Origin of the sequence: Marinilactibacillus sp. Marseille-P9653, from assembly GCF_916618885.1 — a bacterium.
Classification (GTDB): Bacteria; Bacillota; Bacilli; order Lactobacillales; family Carnobacteriaceae_A; genus Marinilactibacillus.
The window spans coordinates 654958-673683 of sequence record NZ_CAKAKH010000001.1; the positions used below are offsets into that span (position 1 = coordinate 654958).

General features: G+C 37.9%; 19 protein-coding genes and 1 pseudogene. 17 read left to right on the forward strand and 3 right to left on the reverse strand.

The window, feature by feature from the left end; genetic code table 11:
- Positions 1–52: 52 nt before the first annotated feature.
- Positions 53–1000, reverse strand: a complete 948-nt coding sequence (locus LG377_RS03270) for a UbiA family prenyltransferase (protein ID WP_225743279.1) — start codon at positions 998–1000, stop codon at positions 53–55.
- 141 nt (positions 1001–1141) lie between these two features.
- Between LG377_RS03270 and LG377_RS03275 the strand changes: the two genes are divergently transcribed.
- The 16 genes and pseudogenes from LG377_RS03275 to LG377_RS03350 all read left to right on the forward strand — a co-directional run bounded on the left by LG377_RS03275 (position 1142) and on the right by LG377_RS03350 (position 15031).
- Positions 1142–1405, forward strand: a complete 264-nt coding sequence (locus LG377_RS03275) for an FAD/NAD(P)-binding protein (RefSeq protein ID WP_225743280.1) — start codon at positions 1142–1144, stop codon at positions 1403–1405.
- A 15-nt stretch (positions 1406–1420) separates the two neighbouring features.
- Positions 1421–2389, forward strand: a pseudogene (locus tag LG377_RS03280) (NAD(P)/FAD-dependent oxidoreductase).
- 75 nt (positions 2390–2464) lie between these two features.
- Positions 2465–3436, forward strand: coding sequence for a polyprenyl synthetase family protein (locus LG377_RS03285; RefSeq protein ID WP_225744620.1), 972 nt, complete (start codon positions 2465–2467; stop codon positions 3434–3436).
- 72 nt (positions 3437–3508) lie between these two features.
- Positions 3509–3808 (forward strand): DUF1294 domain-containing protein, encoded by a 300-nt coding sequence (locus tag LG377_RS03290; protein WP_225743281.1) that lies wholly within the window; start codon positions 3509–3511, stop codon positions 3806–3808.
- Positions 3809–3834: 26 nt separating this feature from the next.
- A complete protein-coding gene (locus tag LG377_RS03295; protein ID WP_225743282.1) occupies positions 3835–4332 on the forward strand; it encodes an AAA family ATPase in 498 nt (165 codons plus the stop codon).
- Positions 4333–4566: 234 nt separating this feature from the next.
- Positions 4567–5556: a sensor domain-containing diguanylate cyclase gene (locus LG377_RS03300; RefSeq protein WP_225743283.1), complete on the forward strand. Its 990-nt coding sequence runs from the start codon at positions 4567–4569 to the stop codon at positions 5554–5556.
- 130 nt (positions 5557–5686) lie between these two features.
- The gene (locus tag LG377_RS03305) at positions 5687–6103 is read left to right on the forward strand and encodes a pyridoxamine 5'-phosphate oxidase family protein (protein ID WP_225743284.1); all 417 of its coding nucleotides are present in this window, start codon (positions 5687–5689) and stop codon (positions 6101–6103) included.
- Positions 6104–6265: 162 nt separating this feature from the next.
- The gene (locus LG377_RS03310; RefSeq protein ID WP_225743285.1) at positions 6266–6778 is read left to right on the forward strand and encodes a GrpB family protein; all 513 of its coding nucleotides are present in this window, start codon (positions 6266–6268) and stop codon (positions 6776–6778) included.
- Between the two features lie 112 nt (positions 6779–6890).
- The gene (locus tag LG377_RS03315) at positions 6891–7643 is read left to right on the forward strand and encodes a WecB/TagA/CpsF family glycosyltransferase (RefSeq protein ID WP_225743286.1); all 753 of its coding nucleotides are present in this window, start codon (positions 6891–6893) and stop codon (positions 7641–7643) included.
- Positions 7633–8748, forward strand: coding sequence for a glycosyltransferase family 4 protein (locus LG377_RS03320; RefSeq protein ID WP_225743287.1), 1116 nt, complete (start codon positions 7633–7635; stop codon positions 8746–8748). Before LG377_RS03315 ends, LG377_RS03320 begins: the two co-directional genes overlap by 11 nt.
- A 94-nt stretch (positions 8749–8842) precedes the next feature.
- Complete coding sequence (locus tag LG377_RS03325; protein ID WP_225743288.1) at positions 8843–10318, forward strand: nicotinate phosphoribosyltransferase; 1476 nt, start codon at positions 8843–8845, stop codon at positions 10316–10318.
- A gap of 72 nt (positions 10319–10390) precedes the next feature.
- Positions 10391–11218, forward strand: a complete 828-nt coding sequence (nadE, locus tag LG377_RS03330) for an ammonia-dependent NAD(+) synthetase (protein ID WP_225744621.1) — start codon at positions 10391–10393, stop codon at positions 11216–11218.
- 134 nt (positions 11219–11352) lie between these two features.
- Positions 11353–12489, forward strand: coding sequence for an N-acetylglucosamine-6-phosphate deacetylase (gene nagA / locus LG377_RS03335; RefSeq protein ID WP_225743289.1), 1137 nt, complete (start codon positions 11353–11355; stop codon positions 12487–12489).
- Positions 12476–13210, forward strand: a complete 735-nt coding sequence (locus tag LG377_RS03340) for a glucosamine-6-phosphate deaminase (RefSeq protein ID WP_225743290.1) — start codon at positions 12476–12478, stop codon at positions 13208–13210. The genes nagA and LG377_RS03340 overlap by 14 nt, the downstream gene beginning before the upstream one ends.
- Positions 13211–13276: 66 nt before the next feature.
- Positions 13277–13993, forward strand: a complete 717-nt coding sequence (locus LG377_RS03345; protein ID WP_305067548.1) for a GntR family transcriptional regulator — start codon at positions 13277–13279, stop codon at positions 13991–13993.
- A 222-nt stretch (positions 13994–14215) separates the two neighbouring features.
- Positions 14216–15031, forward strand: a complete 816-nt coding sequence (locus LG377_RS03350) for an SGNH/GDSL hydrolase family protein (RefSeq protein WP_225743292.1) — start codon at positions 14216–14218, stop codon at positions 15029–15031.
- Between the two features lie 65 nt (positions 15032–15096).
- Here the strand turns inward: LG377_RS03350 and LG377_RS03355 are convergent, their stop codons facing one another.
- Positions 15097–16206 carry an LCP family protein gene (locus tag LG377_RS03355; RefSeq protein ID WP_225743293.1) on the reverse strand — a complete coding sequence of 370 codons (1110 nt, stop codon included), beginning with the start codon at positions 16204–16206 and terminating at the stop codon, positions 15097–15099.
- 171 nt (positions 16207–16377) lie between these two features.
- Between LG377_RS03355 and LG377_RS03360 the strand changes: the two genes are divergently transcribed.
- The gene (locus tag LG377_RS03360) at positions 16378–17469 is read left to right on the forward strand and encodes a glycosyltransferase family 4 protein (protein WP_305067562.1); all 1092 of its coding nucleotides are present in this window, start codon (positions 16378–16380) and stop codon (positions 17467–17469) included.
- A gap of 26 nt (positions 17470–17495) precedes the next feature.
- Here the strand turns inward: LG377_RS03360 and LG377_RS03365 are convergent, their stop codons facing one another.
- Positions 17496–18605 (reverse strand): LCP family protein, encoded by a 1110-nt coding sequence (locus LG377_RS03365; protein WP_225743295.1) that lies wholly within the window; start codon positions 18603–18605, stop codon positions 17496–17498.
- Positions 18606–18726 lie beyond the last annotated feature (121 nt).

Here is an 18726-nt window from a genome sequence, read left to right on the forward strand (position 1 = left end):
CCCCTTTCACCCTAGAGAACCTTACTCTAGAGGGTGAAAGGAGCTTTTTTTGTTAAAAAGTTGTCCACAGAATGGCAACAACGAATAGAATGATTTCTACTAAAGTAAAGGCTAAGAAAGATTTTACAGAAGTAATAAAGGTTTCGCTTTTTACTTGTTTTTGATTGAATAGCTTAACTTGTTGGTGTGTAAAAATCAGCGTTGGATAAATGAGTAACATGATCCTCGGTAACCAGCCAAAAAGAATCGGTATAGCTAAAGTGATGTAACTTCCATAAGTCAGCCAATTGTAGAGTCGAATACTTTTCTCTTTACCAAGATGATAAACGAGGGTGAATCGGTGATTATCCACATCCTGTTCAAGATCACAGATATTATTCGCTAAAACAATGTTAGAGATTAAAAGCACTTGCGGTAGCGAAACAAATACGATGGCAAGGATTATCAGCCAATCTCCAAGTAAAAGGAAAGTGTTGTCTTGAAAGCTCAGCGACAAAATCAGTTCTTCTCTATAATTAACAAAAATCGAGATAAAGATAATTCCTAACCCAAGTGGTGGACCAGAAAATAACTCACCTAAGGGCATTCTTGACAAAGCAATCGGCCCGTATGTATAGGTGACCGCAATCACTGCAGAAATAATGCCCAGCGGAAGCAAGGCTAAATCTGTGCGAGCGACAAGAATGAATCCCAATATAAAGTAAAGAAGCAGCATACCGAAAATATAGTAGATAACCAGTTTTTCAGGAATGTTTTCCCTACCCATGATATTGGATTCTATTTCCAAAGAGTCTACAGAAGCGGTCTGATAATCAACTAATACATTAATGGCAGTCGTCGTAAAATCCAGTAGTACAGTTGCAATAAAGAAAATTAGGGTATTTAAAAAATTAAATGAATTAAAATAATATAGAGCATATAGTACACCAATGCAGACTGGCAACATGCTGGTAAATTTTGTGCGAATATCAACGAAGCGCATAAATTGTGGGATAGACATGATCAAGCTCCTTTTCGATAAAAATATGAACGTCACTTACAAATCCTTAGTCTTAGACTTTCATCTTTTTCAACGGTATAATGATAACAGCTGTTTTACATAAAATATACCATACGGAGTTCAAAAAGAGGAGAGATTCATTTGGAAGAGAAAACGATCATCATACTCGGAGCTGGGTTTTCTGGAGTCTTTACAGCCATGCATCTTTCCCGAAAATTAAGTGAAGATACTCAAGTTAATATTAAATTAGTGAATAAAAATCCATTCTTCACTTATAAAACCAGACTACATGAAGTCATTGGTGGTCGAATTCGTCCAGAAGAAGCGGTACATGATTTGAAAACCTTGTTTAAATCCTATGAAAATGTTGAAATTATTGTGGACGAAATGAAAAGAATCGACTAACATGAGCAATTTGTGATGACAAAGTCTCAGAAAATTTCATATGAGTATCTCGTTTTAGCAATGGGCGGAGAACCCAACGATTTTGGTATCGAAGGTGTCAGCGAATACGGCTTTACGATGTGGTCTTGGAAAGAAGCGGTTAGAATTCGAAAACATATTCTAGCGATGGTCGAACAGGCTGCCAAAGAAACAGATCTTAAGAAGCGTCAGGCGATGCTACATTTTGTGATCTGTGGTGGAGGACTAACAGGAAGTGAAATCATGGGAGAACTCGTTGAATGGAAACCGCAGCTTGAAAAAAGTTTTGGGCTATAAGAAAACGAGATTTCTTTATCCTTAGTCGAAGCCTCTCCAACCATTCTACCGGTATTGCCTGAAAAAGAGTCACAGCGAGTAAAGGCGTATTTTGCTGAAAACCAAGTGAACTTAATGACCGAAGCTTCGGTTTCGAAAGTGACCTTTGACTCGGTTGAAATCAAAGGTCAAGAACCCCTTCAGACGTATTCATTGATTTGGACAGCTGGCGTGAAAGCTACATCTGACGTTGTAGATTTGGCGGGGGAGTTTGGAAAAGCAGGGCGGCTAAAAACGTTCGGTACGATGTCTGCGCAAAATATGGAAAAAATCTATGTAGTTGGAGATTTAGTTCATTATGAAGATGCTTCGGGCACTGCTTTGCCTCAAAATACTCAAACAGCTGAGCAGACAGCCTTAACAGCAGCGGAGAATATCGCAGCAGAGCTGCGTCCAGAATTGAAGTCGACTCTGCATAAAAATAACCAGAAAGGCACGATTGTTTCAGTCGGAGCAACATATGGTGTTGGCTACTTAATGGACCTTGTACATATCAAGGGACCGATTGCGGTAACGATGAAACATCTTGTAAATTTAATGACATGGGGACAAATGAAATCTTTGTCCAACCTTAGCAAATATCTGAAGCAGGAAATTGCTGCTTCAAAACAAGATCGATATGTATCTTAAATAAAGGTCTATCAGAAACCAATGCAAGAGAATACGCGTCTTCTAAATGACGATTAAGGCGGAATGAGAGTGAGCATGCACCCGTTGTGGGATGAATATCCAGTTTTAAAAGAAGAGTTGAGTGAGACAAAAAAGCTCATCTACAATAAAATTTTCATTCGTAATAAGCAAGTCAATGATGCAGCAAAACATATTTTTGAAGAGAGCGGAAAAATGGTTCGTCCAGCATACGCTTTGTTGTTCTCTAGACTTGGACCAGATAGTCAATCTGAGAGGGCAAAGATTGTAGCAGCATCTATCGAGATCTTTCATAATGCGACTTTATTACACGATGACATTGTTGATGAAGGAGCGATTAGAAGAGGGAGTCCGACCATTCAGGCGGCTTACGGGAAGAAAGCAGCTGTATATGCAGGAGATTTCTTACTATCTATCTGTTTTAGAATCACCCATCCTTACCGAATTGAACTAGATGTTCAAGGCATATTAACGCGAGCAATGGAGCGCGTGATTGGAGGAGAACTCCATCAACTAGATCAATCTTTCAATGAAGAAATCACAATGAGGCGATATCTGACGCAGATTCGCGGGAAAACGGCAGAACTATTTGCACTGTCCTGTTACGCTGGTGCAATGGAATCTGGATTATCTGAAAAAGAACAGTGGATCAGTTACCGTATTGGTGTTCAAGTTGGTATGGCGTTTCAGCTACTGGATGATTTACTAGAATATACTCAAGAAGAATCCACTTGGGGGAAATCTCTATTTCAAGATTTATCTAATGGCGTTTATACAGCTCCGATCCTCTTTGCAATGAAAAAAGAGCCCGAATTCTTCAAAGCTCAATTTGCTAAAGAATCCTATACACAAGAAGATTTATTGTTGATTCGAAAAACCTTAACGGAAACGAAGGGGCTAGATGCAGCTTTTGAACTGGCGGAACGATACACAGAAAAGGCGCTAGAACTCATTCAACAGTTACCAGAAGGACAAAGTAAAAAAGACATTGAACAGTTAACTAGAACCCTACTGTCAAGAGACGTTTAATGGTATGATAAAAAGCATCTTCTAGCAAAATAGAAGATGCTTTTTCAATCGATTCGACTAGGAGGAACAGAAATGTTTGAAACGTTAAACTACTTTCAAATGATTACAATAACATACATTTTTTTGGTAAATATGTACACATTTTATTTGTTTTACTCAGACAAAAAGCGCGCAAAGAAAGGTGCTTATAGAGTTTCCGAAAAACACTTACTCCTCAGTGCATTTTTACTTGGTGGTATTGGTGCTTGGACAGGAATGACCAAGTTTCGGCATAAGACTCAAAAACCGGTATTCAAATTTTGTATACCGATAGCGGCTGTGCTAACGGTTATAGGTTTGATTAGTGTGTTGTTTTATTCTATTATTTTATAACCATTCGATTAGAAAGGAGGAAAGAAATGAAAAAGATACTGGTCATAGGTTGTCCAGGTTCTGGTAAATCAACGCTATCTGAGAGACTAGCCAAAGCACTAGATTTAGAACTAATCCACTTGGACAGAATCAACTGGATAAATGACCATCATACTCTCAGTAGAGCTGAATTTGATGATCAATTAGAAAAGGTTCTATCAAAAGATCGTTGGATCATTGACGGGAATTACAACCGGACGCTTAGTCGAAGACTGATCGCAGCAGATACCGTAATATGGCTAGACCTGCCTAGAACACTTTGCATTTATAGGATACTCAAACGCTTCGTCAAAGCAAAAATGTTACATAAGGGAACTTTTGGAAATCCCAATAAAATCGAAAAAGACTTTTTGAATTTTGTATGGAATTTCAATAAAACGAATCGACCATTAATTTTAAACGCTTTAAGTAATTGTTCTGATAAAAGGATTTTAATCCTGAAAGCGAATAAGGAAATTAAACAAATAAAAAAAATATTGACTTAATGAGAAAATAATAAGTATTACTTAGAATAAGTATAAACTGAAATAAAAAAATTATTAATAAAAGATTTAGATATATTACAGAATAGGTGTTAATATACTCCGATTATAAGAAAAAGTGTTTTCATCTTTTGTCTTAAATGTGAACAGACAGTCATTTTTTTGATTGAGGGTCTCTCATAACAGTATATACATATGTTGCTGTGTCATATAATTATTTGTGAGAGGTGTGAGTAGATGAGCGAGAAAGATATACAAAAAGAACTTGAAGCACTCAAATCAGAATTGGAATCTGTTAAACGATTAAACAGAGAGTTATTAACCCTACAGGAGGAACAAGATTCTCTAGATTTCGCGTGGTCTGGTAATTTAGGACACTGGTATTGGGACTTCCAAGTAAATAGAGTGACATTCAATCCTATGAAAGCTATGGCATTAGGATACACAAAAGAAGAATTACCAGAATACGTTGACTTCCAATTCTTTACGGATAAACTACACCCAGATGATTATGAGCGCGTAATGGACGCTATGCGAGATCATTTATCAAACCAGAGTCCAGTATGGGAAGTAAGATATCGAATTAAGACCAAAGATGGTGGTTACCGTACGTACTATGATCGTGGCAAAGTCACCAAGCGCTCTGAAGAAGGCGCGCCTTTATTCTTGTCGGGTATCGTATTCGATGTTACAGATTATGAAGAAGAAAGACGCAGACTTTTAGAAGAAAACAAAGAATGGGCAATCCAATCTAAAAAAGATTCATTGACAGGTTTATATAATCGAGCGAATATTTTGTTCGAGTTAGGCAAACTCGTAAACGAAGCTCAAATGGGTGAAGATAAAACTGTTTCGATCAGTTTACTGGATATTGACAATTTAAGTCATCAGAATTCTCTTTTTGGTCCGCTTTTTGGAGATGAAATCATCAAGAAAGCTGGTCAAATTATTAATGACAACTTAAGAGATGGAGATTACGCAGGGAATTTTGAAGGTGGAAAATTTGTGATCGTCTTACCCGACACTTCAAAAGCAGAAGCGCATGAATTCTCAGAAACAATTAGAACTCAATTGTCAAAAGCAGATTTCACTGAACCAGCTGAAGTGACGAGTAGTGCTGGTGTTGCGCAGTATCAACCCAAAGAGACGGTAAGTCAATTATTTAACAGAGCAGATAGTATGCTTTACAAAGTGAAAAGTACTGGGAAAAATCAAGTTGAATCTTAAGCATCCTATATTGATTTCGAGAAAAAAGCAGTCTTCAAAGATTGCTTTTTTTATTTACCTAAAAGCAGATTCTTTGCATACAAGTAACATCTCTGGCATAGTAAAGATAACTTCAAAGGAGATGAGTAATATGGCTAATTCAAAAGAAAAGGCTTTAAAAATCATGGACAAGAATGACACAGGTATACTAGCAACTATCTCAGGAAATAAACCAGTAGCACGCTACATGTCTTTTCATTGTGAAGGGTTAACCCTTTATACGGTTACTGATAAAAGAACAGAAAAAGTAGAAGATATCGAACAAAATCCAAATGTCTTTGTGTTACTTGGACATGAAGAAGGTTTGATCAATAAAGATTATGTTGAAATAGAAGGTGTTGTTTCAACAACTGAAAATCAAGAAGTAATTGATAAATCTTGGAATGATTACATGGACGAGCGTTACGAAAGCAAACAAGATCCCAACATTCTTGTTTTAAAAGTCGAACCTAAAAAAGTTACCGTTAAAAACAAAAAAGGAAGCGAGTCAGAAGACGTTTCTTTATAAAATAAAAAACTAAATGATTTAAAATATTGAGCAGGAGAGCATAACTCTTCTGCTCTTTTTATTTCTAAAAATAATGATATGATTACAGTCCTATAAATTATAATAGAATAGCTTAATATTATATGGAAAATTCTTTATACTACTTATAAGAGGTGTTTGTTTATGGAACTTGGATTGAAGAAAAATGACTTACGACTAAGCCCGTATGATCCATCTTGGGAAAAAGCTTTTATGAATATTAAAAAGCAAATAATTGACTGTACAGCACTAAAGCCGGATCGAATTCAGCATATTGGTAGTACCTCAATAGTCGGGATGCCAGCAAAACCAATCATTGATATTATGGTAGGGATCGATTCTTTAAAACAGATTGACGCTAAGCTGTTTACCCAGTTAAAAGAAGCTGGTTTTTTAAGATTGAAAGTTGAGAAACCAGATGAGATTGTGCTTGCGCGTTTTACGGACAAAAGTTATTCAGTTAAAACTCACTTTATTCATCTTGTTGAAAAAGATTCAAAGAAGTGGAATGATTTGTTGTTTTTTAGAAATCATTTAAACCAGAACAGCCAAGCAAAAGAAGCTTATAAGGAATTGAAGCAAGAACTTGTAGTGCAGCCAGGGATGGAAATTCAATCTTATACAGAAATTTGTCAGAGATATTTTGAATCAGAATAAGAGTAACTAAAAAAAGCTGAATTAAGAGATATTTAAAGCAAGGATGGACTGTACGGTAGGAAAGAATTGTATTACAATAAAAGCAATAGAATCTATGGAACGGATGAATGGAATGAACAATGAGAAGATATCGATATTAGGCATTCCTTTTGATAATTTAACTCGAGTAGAATTTCTGACCCAGCTTCTCATGAGAATGGAAAATCAGCAGAAAACCTTTCTGGTCACAGCTAATCCGGAAATTGTCATGTACGCAAAAGAAGACGACAGGTACTTCGATTTATTATTGAAAGCAGACTACATAGCTCCAGACGGCATTGGAATCGTCAGAGCTGCAAAAACACTCAAAACGCCGATCAAAGAGAGAGTACCTGGTTTTGAATTGATGCTGGGCTTACTAGAATTATCTAGTGAATACAAAAAACGCGTATACTTTATTGGAGCTCAAGAGGAAGTTGTTGCAAAAGCAGTAGAAAATGCAAGAAAGCGCTGGCCAGGTCTGGAAATCGTCGGATATCATCACGGTTATTTTGACCATTCAGATCCTAAGATGATTGAGCAAGTCGCTGATTTGAAACCTGATTTGATTCTTGTGGCATTTGGATTTCCAAGACAAGAAAATTGGATTCATCAGTATCTTCAGGTAGCTGACCGAGGCATTGCGATCGGAGTAGGTGGAAGTTTTGATGTGTTATCTGGAAAATCGAAACGCGCGCCAAAGATCGTTCAGAAGTTACATATCGAATGGCTTTATAGATTATTAAAACAACCTTCCAGATATAAACGCATGCTAGCGCTACCTGTATTTATGGGAGAAATCCGTAAGCAACGTCAATTAAAGAGAGTACCTAAAAATGGAAAATAAGATTTTGGAACGTAACGAAATGAAAATTTTACACATTAATGCTGGGAATGAGTATGGCGGTGGCTTATTTCATATCATGTCACTCTTTCAAGGAATAGACAAAATCGATATGGAATTACTCGTATTTGAAGAAGGTCCAGTAGCAGAAAATGCTCGAAAAAATGGCATATCGGTTACGGTACTTCCCCAGCGCTCAAGATATGATTTGTCGATTCTTTCAAAATTAAGAAAATGGATCAATCAGAATCAGTTCGATATCGTCCACTCACACGGCCCAAGAGCCAATCTACTTGTAGGGTTGATCCGTTCGACTATGAAGGCTAAGTGGATCACAACCATTCATAGCGATCCTACATTAGACTTCCAAGGCCGAGGACTGAAAGGGAAAGTCTTTGAATGGCTCAACTTGAAATCCTTGACCAGACCAGATCATTTGATTGCTATTTCCGGTGAAATAAAAAGAATATTGGTTCAACGTCATGTAAATGAACAACACATCACGGTCGTACATAACGGTCGTGCCTTCGAACAGTCAATCAGTCAGCAAAGAATTAGTGACAAAAGAAATCATTTTAAAATGATTACTGTTGGTCGACTGGAATGGGTGAAAGGTCATCGCCATTTGATTGAAGCGTTGAAACTCGTTCGTTTTGACAACTGGGAACTGAACATTTGCGGGATAGGTGAACAAGAACTTGCTCTACGCGAATCTGTTGAAAAAGCGGGACTAAAAGAAAAAGTGCATTTTCTAGGATGGATTGAAGCGAAAGCTGTAGGGGATCAGATCGTTGAATCGGATATCTTGATCAATCCATCACTTAGTGAAAGTTTTCCACTCGTTGCTTTGGAAGCCGGGGAAAATAAGAGACCTGTCATCGCTACAGATGTGGGAGACGTAAAAGAAATGATCCCGGACAAAACGATTGGTTGGCTCATTCCAGCAGAAGATCCGATTGCTCTTGCTCAAGCAATTGAAGAAGCTTACTTTGAGTGGGAACAAGGTACTTTGAAGATAAAAGGAACGCGCTTTTACGAGTGGAGCAAGCAATTCACTATCGAAAAGCAAGGGCTTGAAACAATGGAAGTTTATAGAAATTGTTTATGAGTCAAGATGGTTTTAGTCACATTGAAAGAAACCAGTAAGAGAATATGATATACTAGCTAACATATTGTAAGCACCAATTAGGAGGAACTACACTATGAACCCCACATATGCGGATGATAGCGTTGCGTTACATACAGACCTGTATGAAATCAACATGATTTTGACCCACTGGAAGAAAGGGAACGATCAGAAACGCGCCGTATTTGAAGTTTATTATCGAAATAATCCGTTTGGTATGGGTTATACGATTTTCACAGGACTTGAAAGAATTGTTCAATACATTGAAAATTTAAAATTTACAGAATCGGATATTGATTATTTGAGAGACATTGAACATTATCCAGAAGAGTTTCTGGAATTTCTTAAAGATTGGCGCTTTAAAGGAACATTGCGTTCATTTAAAGAAGGAGAAGTAGCTTTTGCAAATGAACCACTGATTCAAGTGGAAGGAACGATCATTGACTGCCAATTGATTGAAACAGCGTTACTGAATATCGTGAACTTCCAGACATTGATTGCCACTAAAGCAGCCCAGATTAAAAGTGCGGCTGGAGAGGATCCTGTCTTAGAGTTTGGGGCTCGACGTGCCCAAGAAATGGACGCAGCGATTTGGGGAGCGAGAGCAACTTATATCGCAGGGGTCGATTCGACGAGTAATACAAGAGCAGCTAAAATCTTTGGTATTCCCGCATCTGGAACCCATGCGCATGCATTAGTGCAAGCGTATCGTGATGAGTATCAAGCATTTAAAGCATATGCTGAAACACATAAAGATTGTGTTTTTTTAGTAGACACTTTCAACACTTTGGAATCAGGTGTGCCAAATGCAATTAAAGTTGCAAAAGAAATGGGCGACACCATTAACTTTTTAGGGGTTAGACTAGACTCAGGAGATTTGTCTTACTTGTCTAAAAGAGTCCGTCAACAGTTAGATGATGCTGGATTCACAGACGCCAAAATCTTTGTCTCAAATGATCTTGATGCGGAAACCATTTTGAACTTGAAAATGCAAGGCGCTAAAATCGATGTATGGGGCGTTGGAACAAAAATGATCACAGCGTATGACCAACCAGCCCTAGGTGCTGTCTATAAAATTGTTTCCGTTGAAGGAAATGATGGCGGAATGCATCATACCCTCAAATTAACAGGAAATGCCGCTAAGATCACAACTCCAGGCAAAAAACAGGTTTGGAGAATTCGTTCAAATAATGATCAGAAACCTGAGGGGGATTATATCACTTTGGTTGAAGAGCAACCAAATGATCAGGCAGACCTATTTATGTTCCACCCACAGTACAACTATATTAACAAAACCCTTACAGAGTTTCAGGCTAGGCCGCTCTTACAGGATATCATTGTTGACGGGGAAACCATCTACGACTTGCCACCGCTTGAAGACGTTAGAACGTATGCTAAAAAGAGTTTAGCTGAACAATGGGAAGAAAATAAACGTTTGTTAAATCCTGAACCTTATCCAGTCGATTTATCACAAAAATTATTTGATGCCAAAGTAGAAACGATCAAACAATTTAAAAATATGCCAACAGATAAATCAAAATCAGTATTTTAGAAGTAAATTGGATTTTTTGTTAAACTAAACTAGAATCATTTTATATTATTTGATAGGGGATGAAAGAAAATGATGTCAGATTTAAAAAAACAAATTATTGAAGAAATGGCCGTTTCACCAGAAATTGACGCGCAAGAAGAAATTCGTAGAAGTGTTGATCTGATGAAAGACTATTTTAAAAAACATACTTTTTTAAAAACCTTTGTACTCGGTATTTCTGGAGGGCAAGACTCTTCTTTATTAGGGAGATTAGCGCAGATCGCCATGGAAGAAATGCGTGAAGAAACCAAAGATGAAAGCTATGCTTTCGTAGCCATGAGGTTACCATACGGCGAGCAGGCTGATGAGGACGACGCAATGGCAGCTATTGAATGGATGAAACCAGATAAAGTTGTCAAAGTGGATATCAAACCTACAGTAGATGCTTCAGTAGCTTCGCTGAAAGCTGGTGGAGTGGATATTTCAGATTTTAATAGAGGCAATATTAAGGCTAGAGAAAGAATGGTTATACAGTACGCTGTAGCTGCACACCATAATGGAGCGGTTTTAGGTACTGACCACTCTGCCGAAAGTGTGACAGGTTTCTTTACGAAGTATGGCGATGGTGGAACAGACTTGAACCCGTTATTTAGACTCAATAAAGGACAAGGTAAGTCATTACTGAAAGCATTAGGCGCGCCGGAAGCATTTTACAAAAAAGTTCCGACAGCTGATCTGGAAAGTGATAAACCTGGATTAGCTGATGAAGATGTCCTTGGAGTAACGTATGAGGAAATTGACGCTTATCTTGAAGGTAAAGACGTCTCTGAGCAAGCAGCAGAAAAAATTGAAGAATGGTATTTGAAAACACAGCACAAACGCCATTTACCGATTACAGTTTTCGACGATTTCTGGAAATAGAATAGCTTAGACCCCGGATCTTTCGTTCCGGGGTTTTTATTTTATAAAGAATGAGTGCACGACGGGTTATACAGTTGACATTTTGGTATATACCAATTACAATGAGGCAGAATAGAGCATAAGGAGGAGCAGTTATGACAACAGTATATACGCACGCGCAAATTTATACAGGAGAAAGCCTAATAGAAGATGGTTATATACGCTTTGATCAGGAAATTATCGGTGTTGGACAGATGGATGCCTATGAGCCTCAAGAAGATGAAAAAGAAATCGATATGAAAAACAAATTGATTGTACCCGGATTTATTGATGTTCATAGTCATGGTGGTTACGGAACGGATAATATGGATGGTACTGCAGAAGAGATCAGCGAAATGACTAAAAAAATGCTGTCTGAAGGCATCACGAGTTACTTCCCAACAACAATGACGCAATCAGATGAAAGTATTGAAGCAGCGATGGAACAAATCAAAGAAGCTGGTGAAATGAATTCGATGATTCAAGGGATTCATTTAGAAGGTCCTTTTTTATCCGTTGAGCACAAAGGCGCTCAACCTGAAAAATATATTGCCGTTGCAGATAAAGAAAAAATAGAAAAGTGGAATGAGCTAAGCGGTGGATTAATCAAGTTAGTCACCTATGCACCTGAAACTGGAGACGTTTCAGATTTTGAGAAATACTGTGAAGAACAGGATATCGTCCTTTCAGCAGGACATTCAGACGCAAAATATCAGGAACTCAAAGATTCTGGAGCGACTCATGTAACGCATCTTTTCAACGGACAGCGTGGACTGCATCATAGAGAGGTTGGAGTCAGCGGATTTGGTTTGCTAGAAGATGAGGTCACTGTAGAGATGATCGTAGACGGATTTCATATCTCACCAGAAATGGTTAAGTTAGCATACAAAGCAAAAGGTGCCGATGGTATTGAATTGATTACAGATGCTATGCGCGCGAAAAACGCTCCAGAGGGAGAAAGTGAACTGGGTGGTCAAAAAGTTATGGTGAAAGACAAACAAGCCAGACTGGAGGACGGAACTTTAGCCGGAAGTGTCCTGACATTTATAGATGCTTTCAAAAATGTGATTCAGTTTACAGGGTGTTCTATTGAAGAAGCCGTTAAAATGAGCTCAGTGAATCAGGCAAAAGAGTTCAAGCTGGAGCGCAAAGGAGCACTGATGCCAAGTAATGATGCAGATATGCTTGTATTGACCGAAGACTTGGCGCTAGTTCAAACGATTGTAGGAGGAGAAATACATGACATCAGCTAGACAATTTAAAACTAAACATGGATTAAACGTTATTGTAGTAGAAAATAAAGAGCAAGGTGGGAAAAAAGCATTTGAACTCATTAAAGAAGCGATGGAATCTGGAGCGAAAGTTCTAGGATTGGCGACTGGAAGTACGCCTGAAACGCTATACAAGGAAATGAGAGAAAGTGAGTTGGATTATTCTGACATGATTTCTGTCAATCTTGACGAATATGTCGGACTTCCAGCGGATCACCCACAAAGTTATCATACTTTCATGGAAGATAATCTATTTTCATCTAAACCATTCAAAAAAACTTTTATACCTGACGGATTAGGGGATGAACAAGAAGAAATAAAAAGGTACAATAAGATAATAGAAGAATACCCGATCGACTTGCAGATTTTGGGAATTGGAACGAATGCACACATTGGATTTAACGAGCCTGGCACTTCTTTCTTACAAGAAACACACATGGAAAAACTGACAGATGCGACGATTGAGTCAAACAAACGATATTTTGAGTCAGAAGAAGAAGTACCAAAGTATGCTTTTTCAATGGGGATCAAATCGATATTGTCCGCAAAACAGATTGTGTTGATGGCTTACGGTGAAGAAAAATCTGAGGCTATAGATCAAATGATCAATGGTTCCATAACTGAACAAGTGCCGGCAAGTGTGTTACAGACACATGATAACGTGACGATTATAATCGATGAGGCAGCTGCAAGTAGACTTTAAAGTGTTCTAACACATTTATCTAAATCATTTTTTTAGTTAAGTGTGATGTTGGAAAGGATGAGTTGCATGCCTAAGAAGATGCCTGTTTATATACAAATGCATAATCAAATGAGAGAGTGGATTAACTCTCGCGAATGGGAAGAAGGCCGGAAAATTCCTTCAGAGAGAGATCTCGCTCTTCAATTTGATGTAAGTAGAATGACTGCTAGACAAGCCGTGAATACTTTAGTAGACGAAGGCTTGCTTGAGAGAAGAAGAGGCGCTGGAACATTTGTAGCGCTTGAAAAGGTTAGAGAGAAAATGAGCGGTGTTCCAAGTTTTACAGAAACAGTTGAGAGACAAGGGAAAAGTCCCGCTAGTAAACTGGTAGCTTTCCATACGAAACCGGCTAGTATCAGCGAATCAGAAAAATTAATGATTGAACACAACGAAGAAGTGCTCATCATGGAAAGAATCCGTACAGCAGACGGCATCCCAATTTGCTATGAAGTCGCGACGATTCCTTTTAAATTTGTTGAGGATTTAAGTAAGACGCAAATCACGCAACACCTTTTCAAAACGCTTGAAATGGAAAAAGGGATGCGCGTAGAGCGTTCTGAACAAACCATTTCTGCTACATGGGCATCTGAGTCTATAGCAGAAATGCTTGGAATCAAACGTGGTTCTTCTGTGTTACGGCTTAGACAAGTCAGTTATAGCCAAGAAGGAACCCCCTTTGAATACGTTCGCTCTCAGTATGTTGGAGACCGATACGAATTTTTCTTAGAAGCCACAAAAAAATAACGACGAACAATCCGTTAGACCTGAGGGGTACAATTCCTTCAGGTCATTTTTTTATGTCCAGAAAACTAGCTACTCTAAAATGTGCCAGAGATTTTACGACTGATTGATAAAGTAGAAAATATGATCGGAAAAAGGAAGACAAGTAGTAAAGAATTATGTAAGATAGGAACATAATTCTAAATAAATAATGTGTTATATTCTTATAGGATGGAAGTGAGTCATATGAACGAAAAAGAAAAAGCTGGGAGCCAGTATTATCTTGTGGGATTTTTTGGAATTCTACTTTTATTTAGTGGTCTGTACTGGGGATTAAACAGACAGCAGGAATCTCTTTCGCAAGAATTGACTAATGACCACTCTAAAGTGTATGCACAAGCATCTGAAACCTTTCTGGATAGAGTACGATTTCTTTCTAATAGAGATGGCGTGGTAGATATTGCAGTGCTGGGCAGTAGTGTGACAAGAGGCATGGGGGCTACGCTTGAAAAACCAGTATGGGGAAAACGACTGGAGCAAGAATTATCTCAGCGTGAAGGCATTAGAACAACGGTCTGGAACCAGGGATTTAATGGATTCAGTACGACAGATTTAATGGTCCAAGGAAAGATACAAGAAACCATAGACCTGAACCCTGATATTATTTTATTTGAGTTATGTCTGATCAATAATAACCGGTTTCCTCAAAATGATCTTTCTCATACAAAGGAAGAATTGATTGCGATTATGAATCGTTTCCGTGAAGAATTACCTGAAACGCTTGTTGTGCTAACAACGGCAAATCCTACGATTTATAACGAAGTGTACTTAGATGATGGAGTTCTAACGTATCAACAGTACAATGAAGAGATTGCAGCATTCGTAAGAAATCAGGAATGGCCATTTATTGATATTTTTACGTTAATGAACGAAAAAATTCAAGCATTGGATTTCAATATAGAAGATTATCTAGATGATGAGGTTCATCCTAATGGAGATGGCTATCAGATGTGGTTTGAATTGATTAATGAGAGACTAAATACACCACTATCAGAGTTATAAACAGTGTAGATACACGAAAACCTCTTGAAAGATACGTGTTCACGTATCTTTCAAGAGGTTTCTTTTTAATTGAAGTCTTCGTCTATATCTAAGTCATCTTCTAAAGGATCCTCAAAGGAACGGTCTTCAGGATTTTCTTCTGGAATGTCCTCGAGCTGATCGTCGAGACCGACACCAGTTTCGTTTGTTGTCGTTGACGTATCTAATTCGAGATGCTGTTTGAACGTATCTTGGAGTTCTTTAACAGATTCATCGAAAGGTAGCCAAACATACAAATCCAAACCATACGCCGGGAAATAGACATAGTCTGCTTCACCACGTAATTCTAGTGATTCTACGTCGTTAGCAGCTTCAGTATAATTGTTTGCAATCGTCCAGATTTGCATTCCGGAAAGGTTTGTCTGGAAATTGGGGCTGATTGCATCCATTATTGGAGAAAAATTTGTAAAAGAATTCAAGGAAAGTAATTCTTCAGACAAAGCTTGAATGACCTCTCTTTGTCTTTCCTGTCTGCCCCAGTCACCACGAGGATCTTGTTTTCTCATTCGAGCATAGCCCAGTGCATGTTCACCATCTAAAGTCTGAACACCTTCATCAATTTCGATAGCGTCTGCTTTTTCAGTGCTGTCTTGTACCGTAAAAGATAATTGAGAGTCTATTGTAACGCCACCAACGGCATCGACAAGATCGACAAGTCCTTCAAAGTTTAAGGTAGCGTAATAAGAGATTGGGATATCAAGGTAATCTTCAATATAGTCAATCGTACCGGATATACCGTATAAAGCATATAAAGCGTTAATTTTTTCAGATCGATTGGTACCCGGAAGATCGATCATGGTGTCTCTAGGGATAGAAAGCATTTTAACAGATTCTTCAGTAGGGTTGATAGTGGCAACGATAATCGTATCTGATCGTCTGGTTCCTGCATCTTCATCAAGACCAAGAAGCAGAACTGAGAAGGGTTTTTTATTTTTTAAGAGAATATCTTGTTCGGTAGTGTCTTGTAATTCTTCGGGCGTGCCTTCTGAAACATTATTTAAAACTTCAAGGATTTTACTTCCGTAATAGCCTACGCCGGAGCCGAGAATGAATATCAGTAAAACAAGGACTGAGAGCAATCCTCTTATAAACCATTTATTTCTATTCTGCTTTTTTTCGTGTTTTTGTGAACGCATGACTGCCTCGATTCTTTATCGTTATATAAGACATTGTAATTCCAAAATAAGTCTCGCTATTTCTATTCTATAGTTTAATTCAGTTGATTCAGAAATGCAATTGTGTTTTGGATTCTCGCAATGATATAATGAAAGAAAGTATACCAGAAATGAGATATGATTATGTATGATATGTACTTAGTTTTGCTTGTCACGATTGCTACTACAATTATTAGTATAGGGCTGACGGCAATCTATAAAAGAATCGCAATTAAATTTAAATTAGTTGATATACCGGATGCAAGAAGGGTGCACAATAAAGTGATGCCAACAATGGGTGGTGTGACAATCTTTATTGCGTTCTATTTTTCTTTGTTTGTCTTACTGCCGATTCCACAGTCTATTGTTTTTCCTATTTTTCTAGGATCATTAGCAGTTTTAATTACCGGTATGATTGACGACTTGAAAAGCCTTAGTCCGTTGTTAAAAATTGCTGGTATCCTCATTGGAGCGTTTATCGTTTCTTATTTTGGGGATGTTTCCTTGGAAACCATGACCTTGCCCTTTATAGGTACACTAGAATTTGGTTCTTGGAGTTTACCATTCACACTAATCTGGATTCTTGGCTTTACGAATGCGGTGAATTTAATAGACGGACTAGATGGATTAGCTAGTGGGGTATCCATTATTGCATTAACGACTATGGGAATTATTGGCTTTTTCTTTTTAACGATTCAGGAAGTCTCGATTTCTATTATGATCTTTATCCTGATTGGTGCAATCGCTGGATTCTGGCCCTATAATTTTCAACCGGCTAGTATTTTTCTAGGAGACACGGGAGCGTTGTTTATCGGATTTATGATAGGCGTCTTTTCATTACAAGGACTTAAGAATGCAACATTAATTTCTTTGGTTTTACCTGTCGTGATTTTAGGTATTCCGATAACGGATACGCTTTTTGCCATACTCAGACGAAAAATCAATCGTCAGTCCATATCTGTCGCAGATAAGAATCATATTCATCATAGATTGATGTCGCTGGGATTATCTCATAGGCAAACGGTGTTAGCAATCTATAGTGTATCGGCTATCTTTTCAGTGATTGCTTTACTTTACAACTTTTCTACGTTTTGGGGCTCGGCTCTTTTAACCATTTCAGTTGTGATCGGTGTAGAATTATTTGTTGAAATTATTGGTTTAGTTGGCGTTGATAGAAGACCTTTACTCAAATCACTAAGAGAATTCGGAAATCGATTAAATAAAAAGAAACCAGACGACCAATAAGGCGTCTGGTTTCTTTTTTAAGATTGTTAATCCGAACTAGAGCTAGATGTAACAGGGTCTGAAGCACTGGCGTCTTGGTCATAAGTTGTTTGACCAGAAGAGGTTTCTTCGTCTGAATCTTCCGTATAGGATTGGTTTGAAAATGCGTTAACAACTAGTGAATTTTTTAGGTCCATTTGAATATTGGCAAAGCTAGTTGGATCGATTTTGACCAGATCCATACCTCTTTCCGTAAAACTTGACCATTCAAATACGTGAGATTCAATCGCAAATTTACTGTCTAGACCTGTTTGAGCTAATGCAGTCATATCTTTCATTCTCATATTGGTTCTCATGTTTGCGCCGACTGTCTCAACGATTTCTGTGTATTTTGGAAGGGAAGCTAGGTTCAATGCTTTACTCATGATGGCTTGAATGACAAGCTGTTGGCGATGCCCACGTTCTACATCATTATCGATTTTTCTTGTTCGAGCAAGTGCTAGGGCTTCTTCTCCATTTAGTGTCTGGAATCCTTCTTCTAAATGAACCATGCCCATTTTCCCAGAGGAATTTTGTTCAGAAAAAGTGATCGGAACGTCCATATCAATACCATCCAAAGCGTCGATGATTTCAAGGAAAGCATCGAAGTTGAATGTAGCGTAGTAATGAATCGGAACGTCCAGCCAGTTTTCTACTGTTTCGATCATAGTACTTTCTTCTCCAACAGCGTAAGCAGCGTTAATTCTATCGTTTCGAACGACTTGATTATTTTTTATAATGGGCAAGTATGTATCTCTTGGGATAGAGACCATGTTCATTTCTCGAGTGATTGGATTGGCGGTAGCGTAGATGATTGAATCTGCTCTAGCAGAACCTAAAGAACGCGAATCATTTTCATCATTATCAACACCCATAATCAAGAAAGACACAGGTTCTACTATCGGATCCACTTCTTCTACAGGATTAGCGCGTTCAATTTCATGATAGGAAGCGTCAATCGCATTTTCTGTAGTGGCAAACAGTCTTGCGAAATAGGCCATTGCGAATAGGATGATGATGAATATAGGAATCAAGATGCAGAGGATAATGATTTGATTTTTCTTTTTACTTTTATTCGAACGACGGTTATCCGCACGACTAGAATTGTTTTTAGACAAAATAAATACTCCTTTATAGGACGAAAAATTTTAGATTTTTAGACATAATTGTCTAAAATACATTATTCTCTTTCTCAAGTATAGTGTCAAGCTTTCTTGTTAAAAAAACGACAGAACTCTT

Bases quoted from the DNA above. Each gene is read 5' to 3' on its own strand.
- LG377_RS03355 (WP_225743293.1), bottom strand. From the start codon at position 16,206: ATGCGTTCACAAAAACACGAAAAAAAGCAGAATAGAAATAAATGGTTT.
- LG377_RS03360 (WP_305067562.1), top strand. From the start codon at position 16,378: ATGTACTTAGTTTTGCTTGTCACGATTGCTACTACAATTATTAGTATA.
- LG377_RS03270 (WP_225743279.1), bottom strand. From the start codon at position 1,000: ATGTCTATCCCACAATTTATGCGCTTCGTTGATATTCGCACAAAATTT.
- LG377_RS03290 (WP_225743281.1), top strand. From the start codon at position 3,509: ATGTTTGAAACGTTAAACTACTTTCAAATGATTACAATAACATACATT.
- LG377_RS03300 (WP_225743283.1), top strand. From the start codon at position 4,567: ATGAGCGAGAAAGATATACAAAAAGAACTTGAAGCACTCAAATCAGAA.
- LG377_RS03325 (WP_225743288.1), top strand. From the start codon at position 8,843: ATGAACCCCACATATGCGGATGATAGCGTTGCGTTACATACAGACCTG.
- LG377_RS03310 (WP_225743285.1), top strand. From the start codon at position 6,266: ATGGAACTTGGATTGAAGAAAAATGACTTACGACTAAGCCCGTATGAT.
- LG377_RS03320 (WP_225743287.1), top strand. From the start codon at position 7,633: ATGGAAAATAAGATTTTGGAACGTAACGAAATGAAAATTTTACACATT.
- LG377_RS03345 (WP_305067548.1), top strand. From the start codon at position 13,277: ATGCCTAAGAAGATGCCTGTTTATATACAAATGCATAATCAAATGAGA.
- LG377_RS03340 (WP_225743290.1), top strand. From the start codon at position 12,476: ATGACATCAGCTAGACAATTTAAAACTAAACATGGATTAAACGTTATT.
- nadE (WP_225744621.1), top strand. From the start codon at position 10,391: ATGTCAGATTTAAAAAAACAAATTATTGAAGAAATGGCCGTTTCACCA.
- LG377_RS03305 (WP_225743284.1), top strand. From the start codon at position 5,687: ATGGCTAATTCAAAAGAAAAGGCTTTAAAAATCATGGACAAGAATGAC.
- LG377_RS03315 (WP_225743286.1), top strand. From the start codon at position 6,891: ATGAACAATGAGAAGATATCGATATTAGGCATTCCTTTTGATAATTTA.
- LG377_RS03285 (WP_225744620.1), top strand. From the start codon at position 2,465: ATGCACCCGTTGTGGGATGAATATCCAGTTTTAAAAGAAGAGTTGAGT.
- nagA (WP_225743289.1), top strand. From the start codon at position 11,353: ATGACAACAGTATATACGCACGCGCAAATTTATACAGGAGAAAGCCTA.
- LG377_RS03295 (WP_225743282.1), top strand. From the start codon at position 3,835: ATGAAAAAGATACTGGTCATAGGTTGTCCAGGTTCTGGTAAATCAACG.
- LG377_RS03350 (WP_225743292.1), top strand. From the start codon at position 14,216: ATGAACGAAAAAGAAAAAGCTGGGAGCCAGTATTATCTTGTGGGATTT.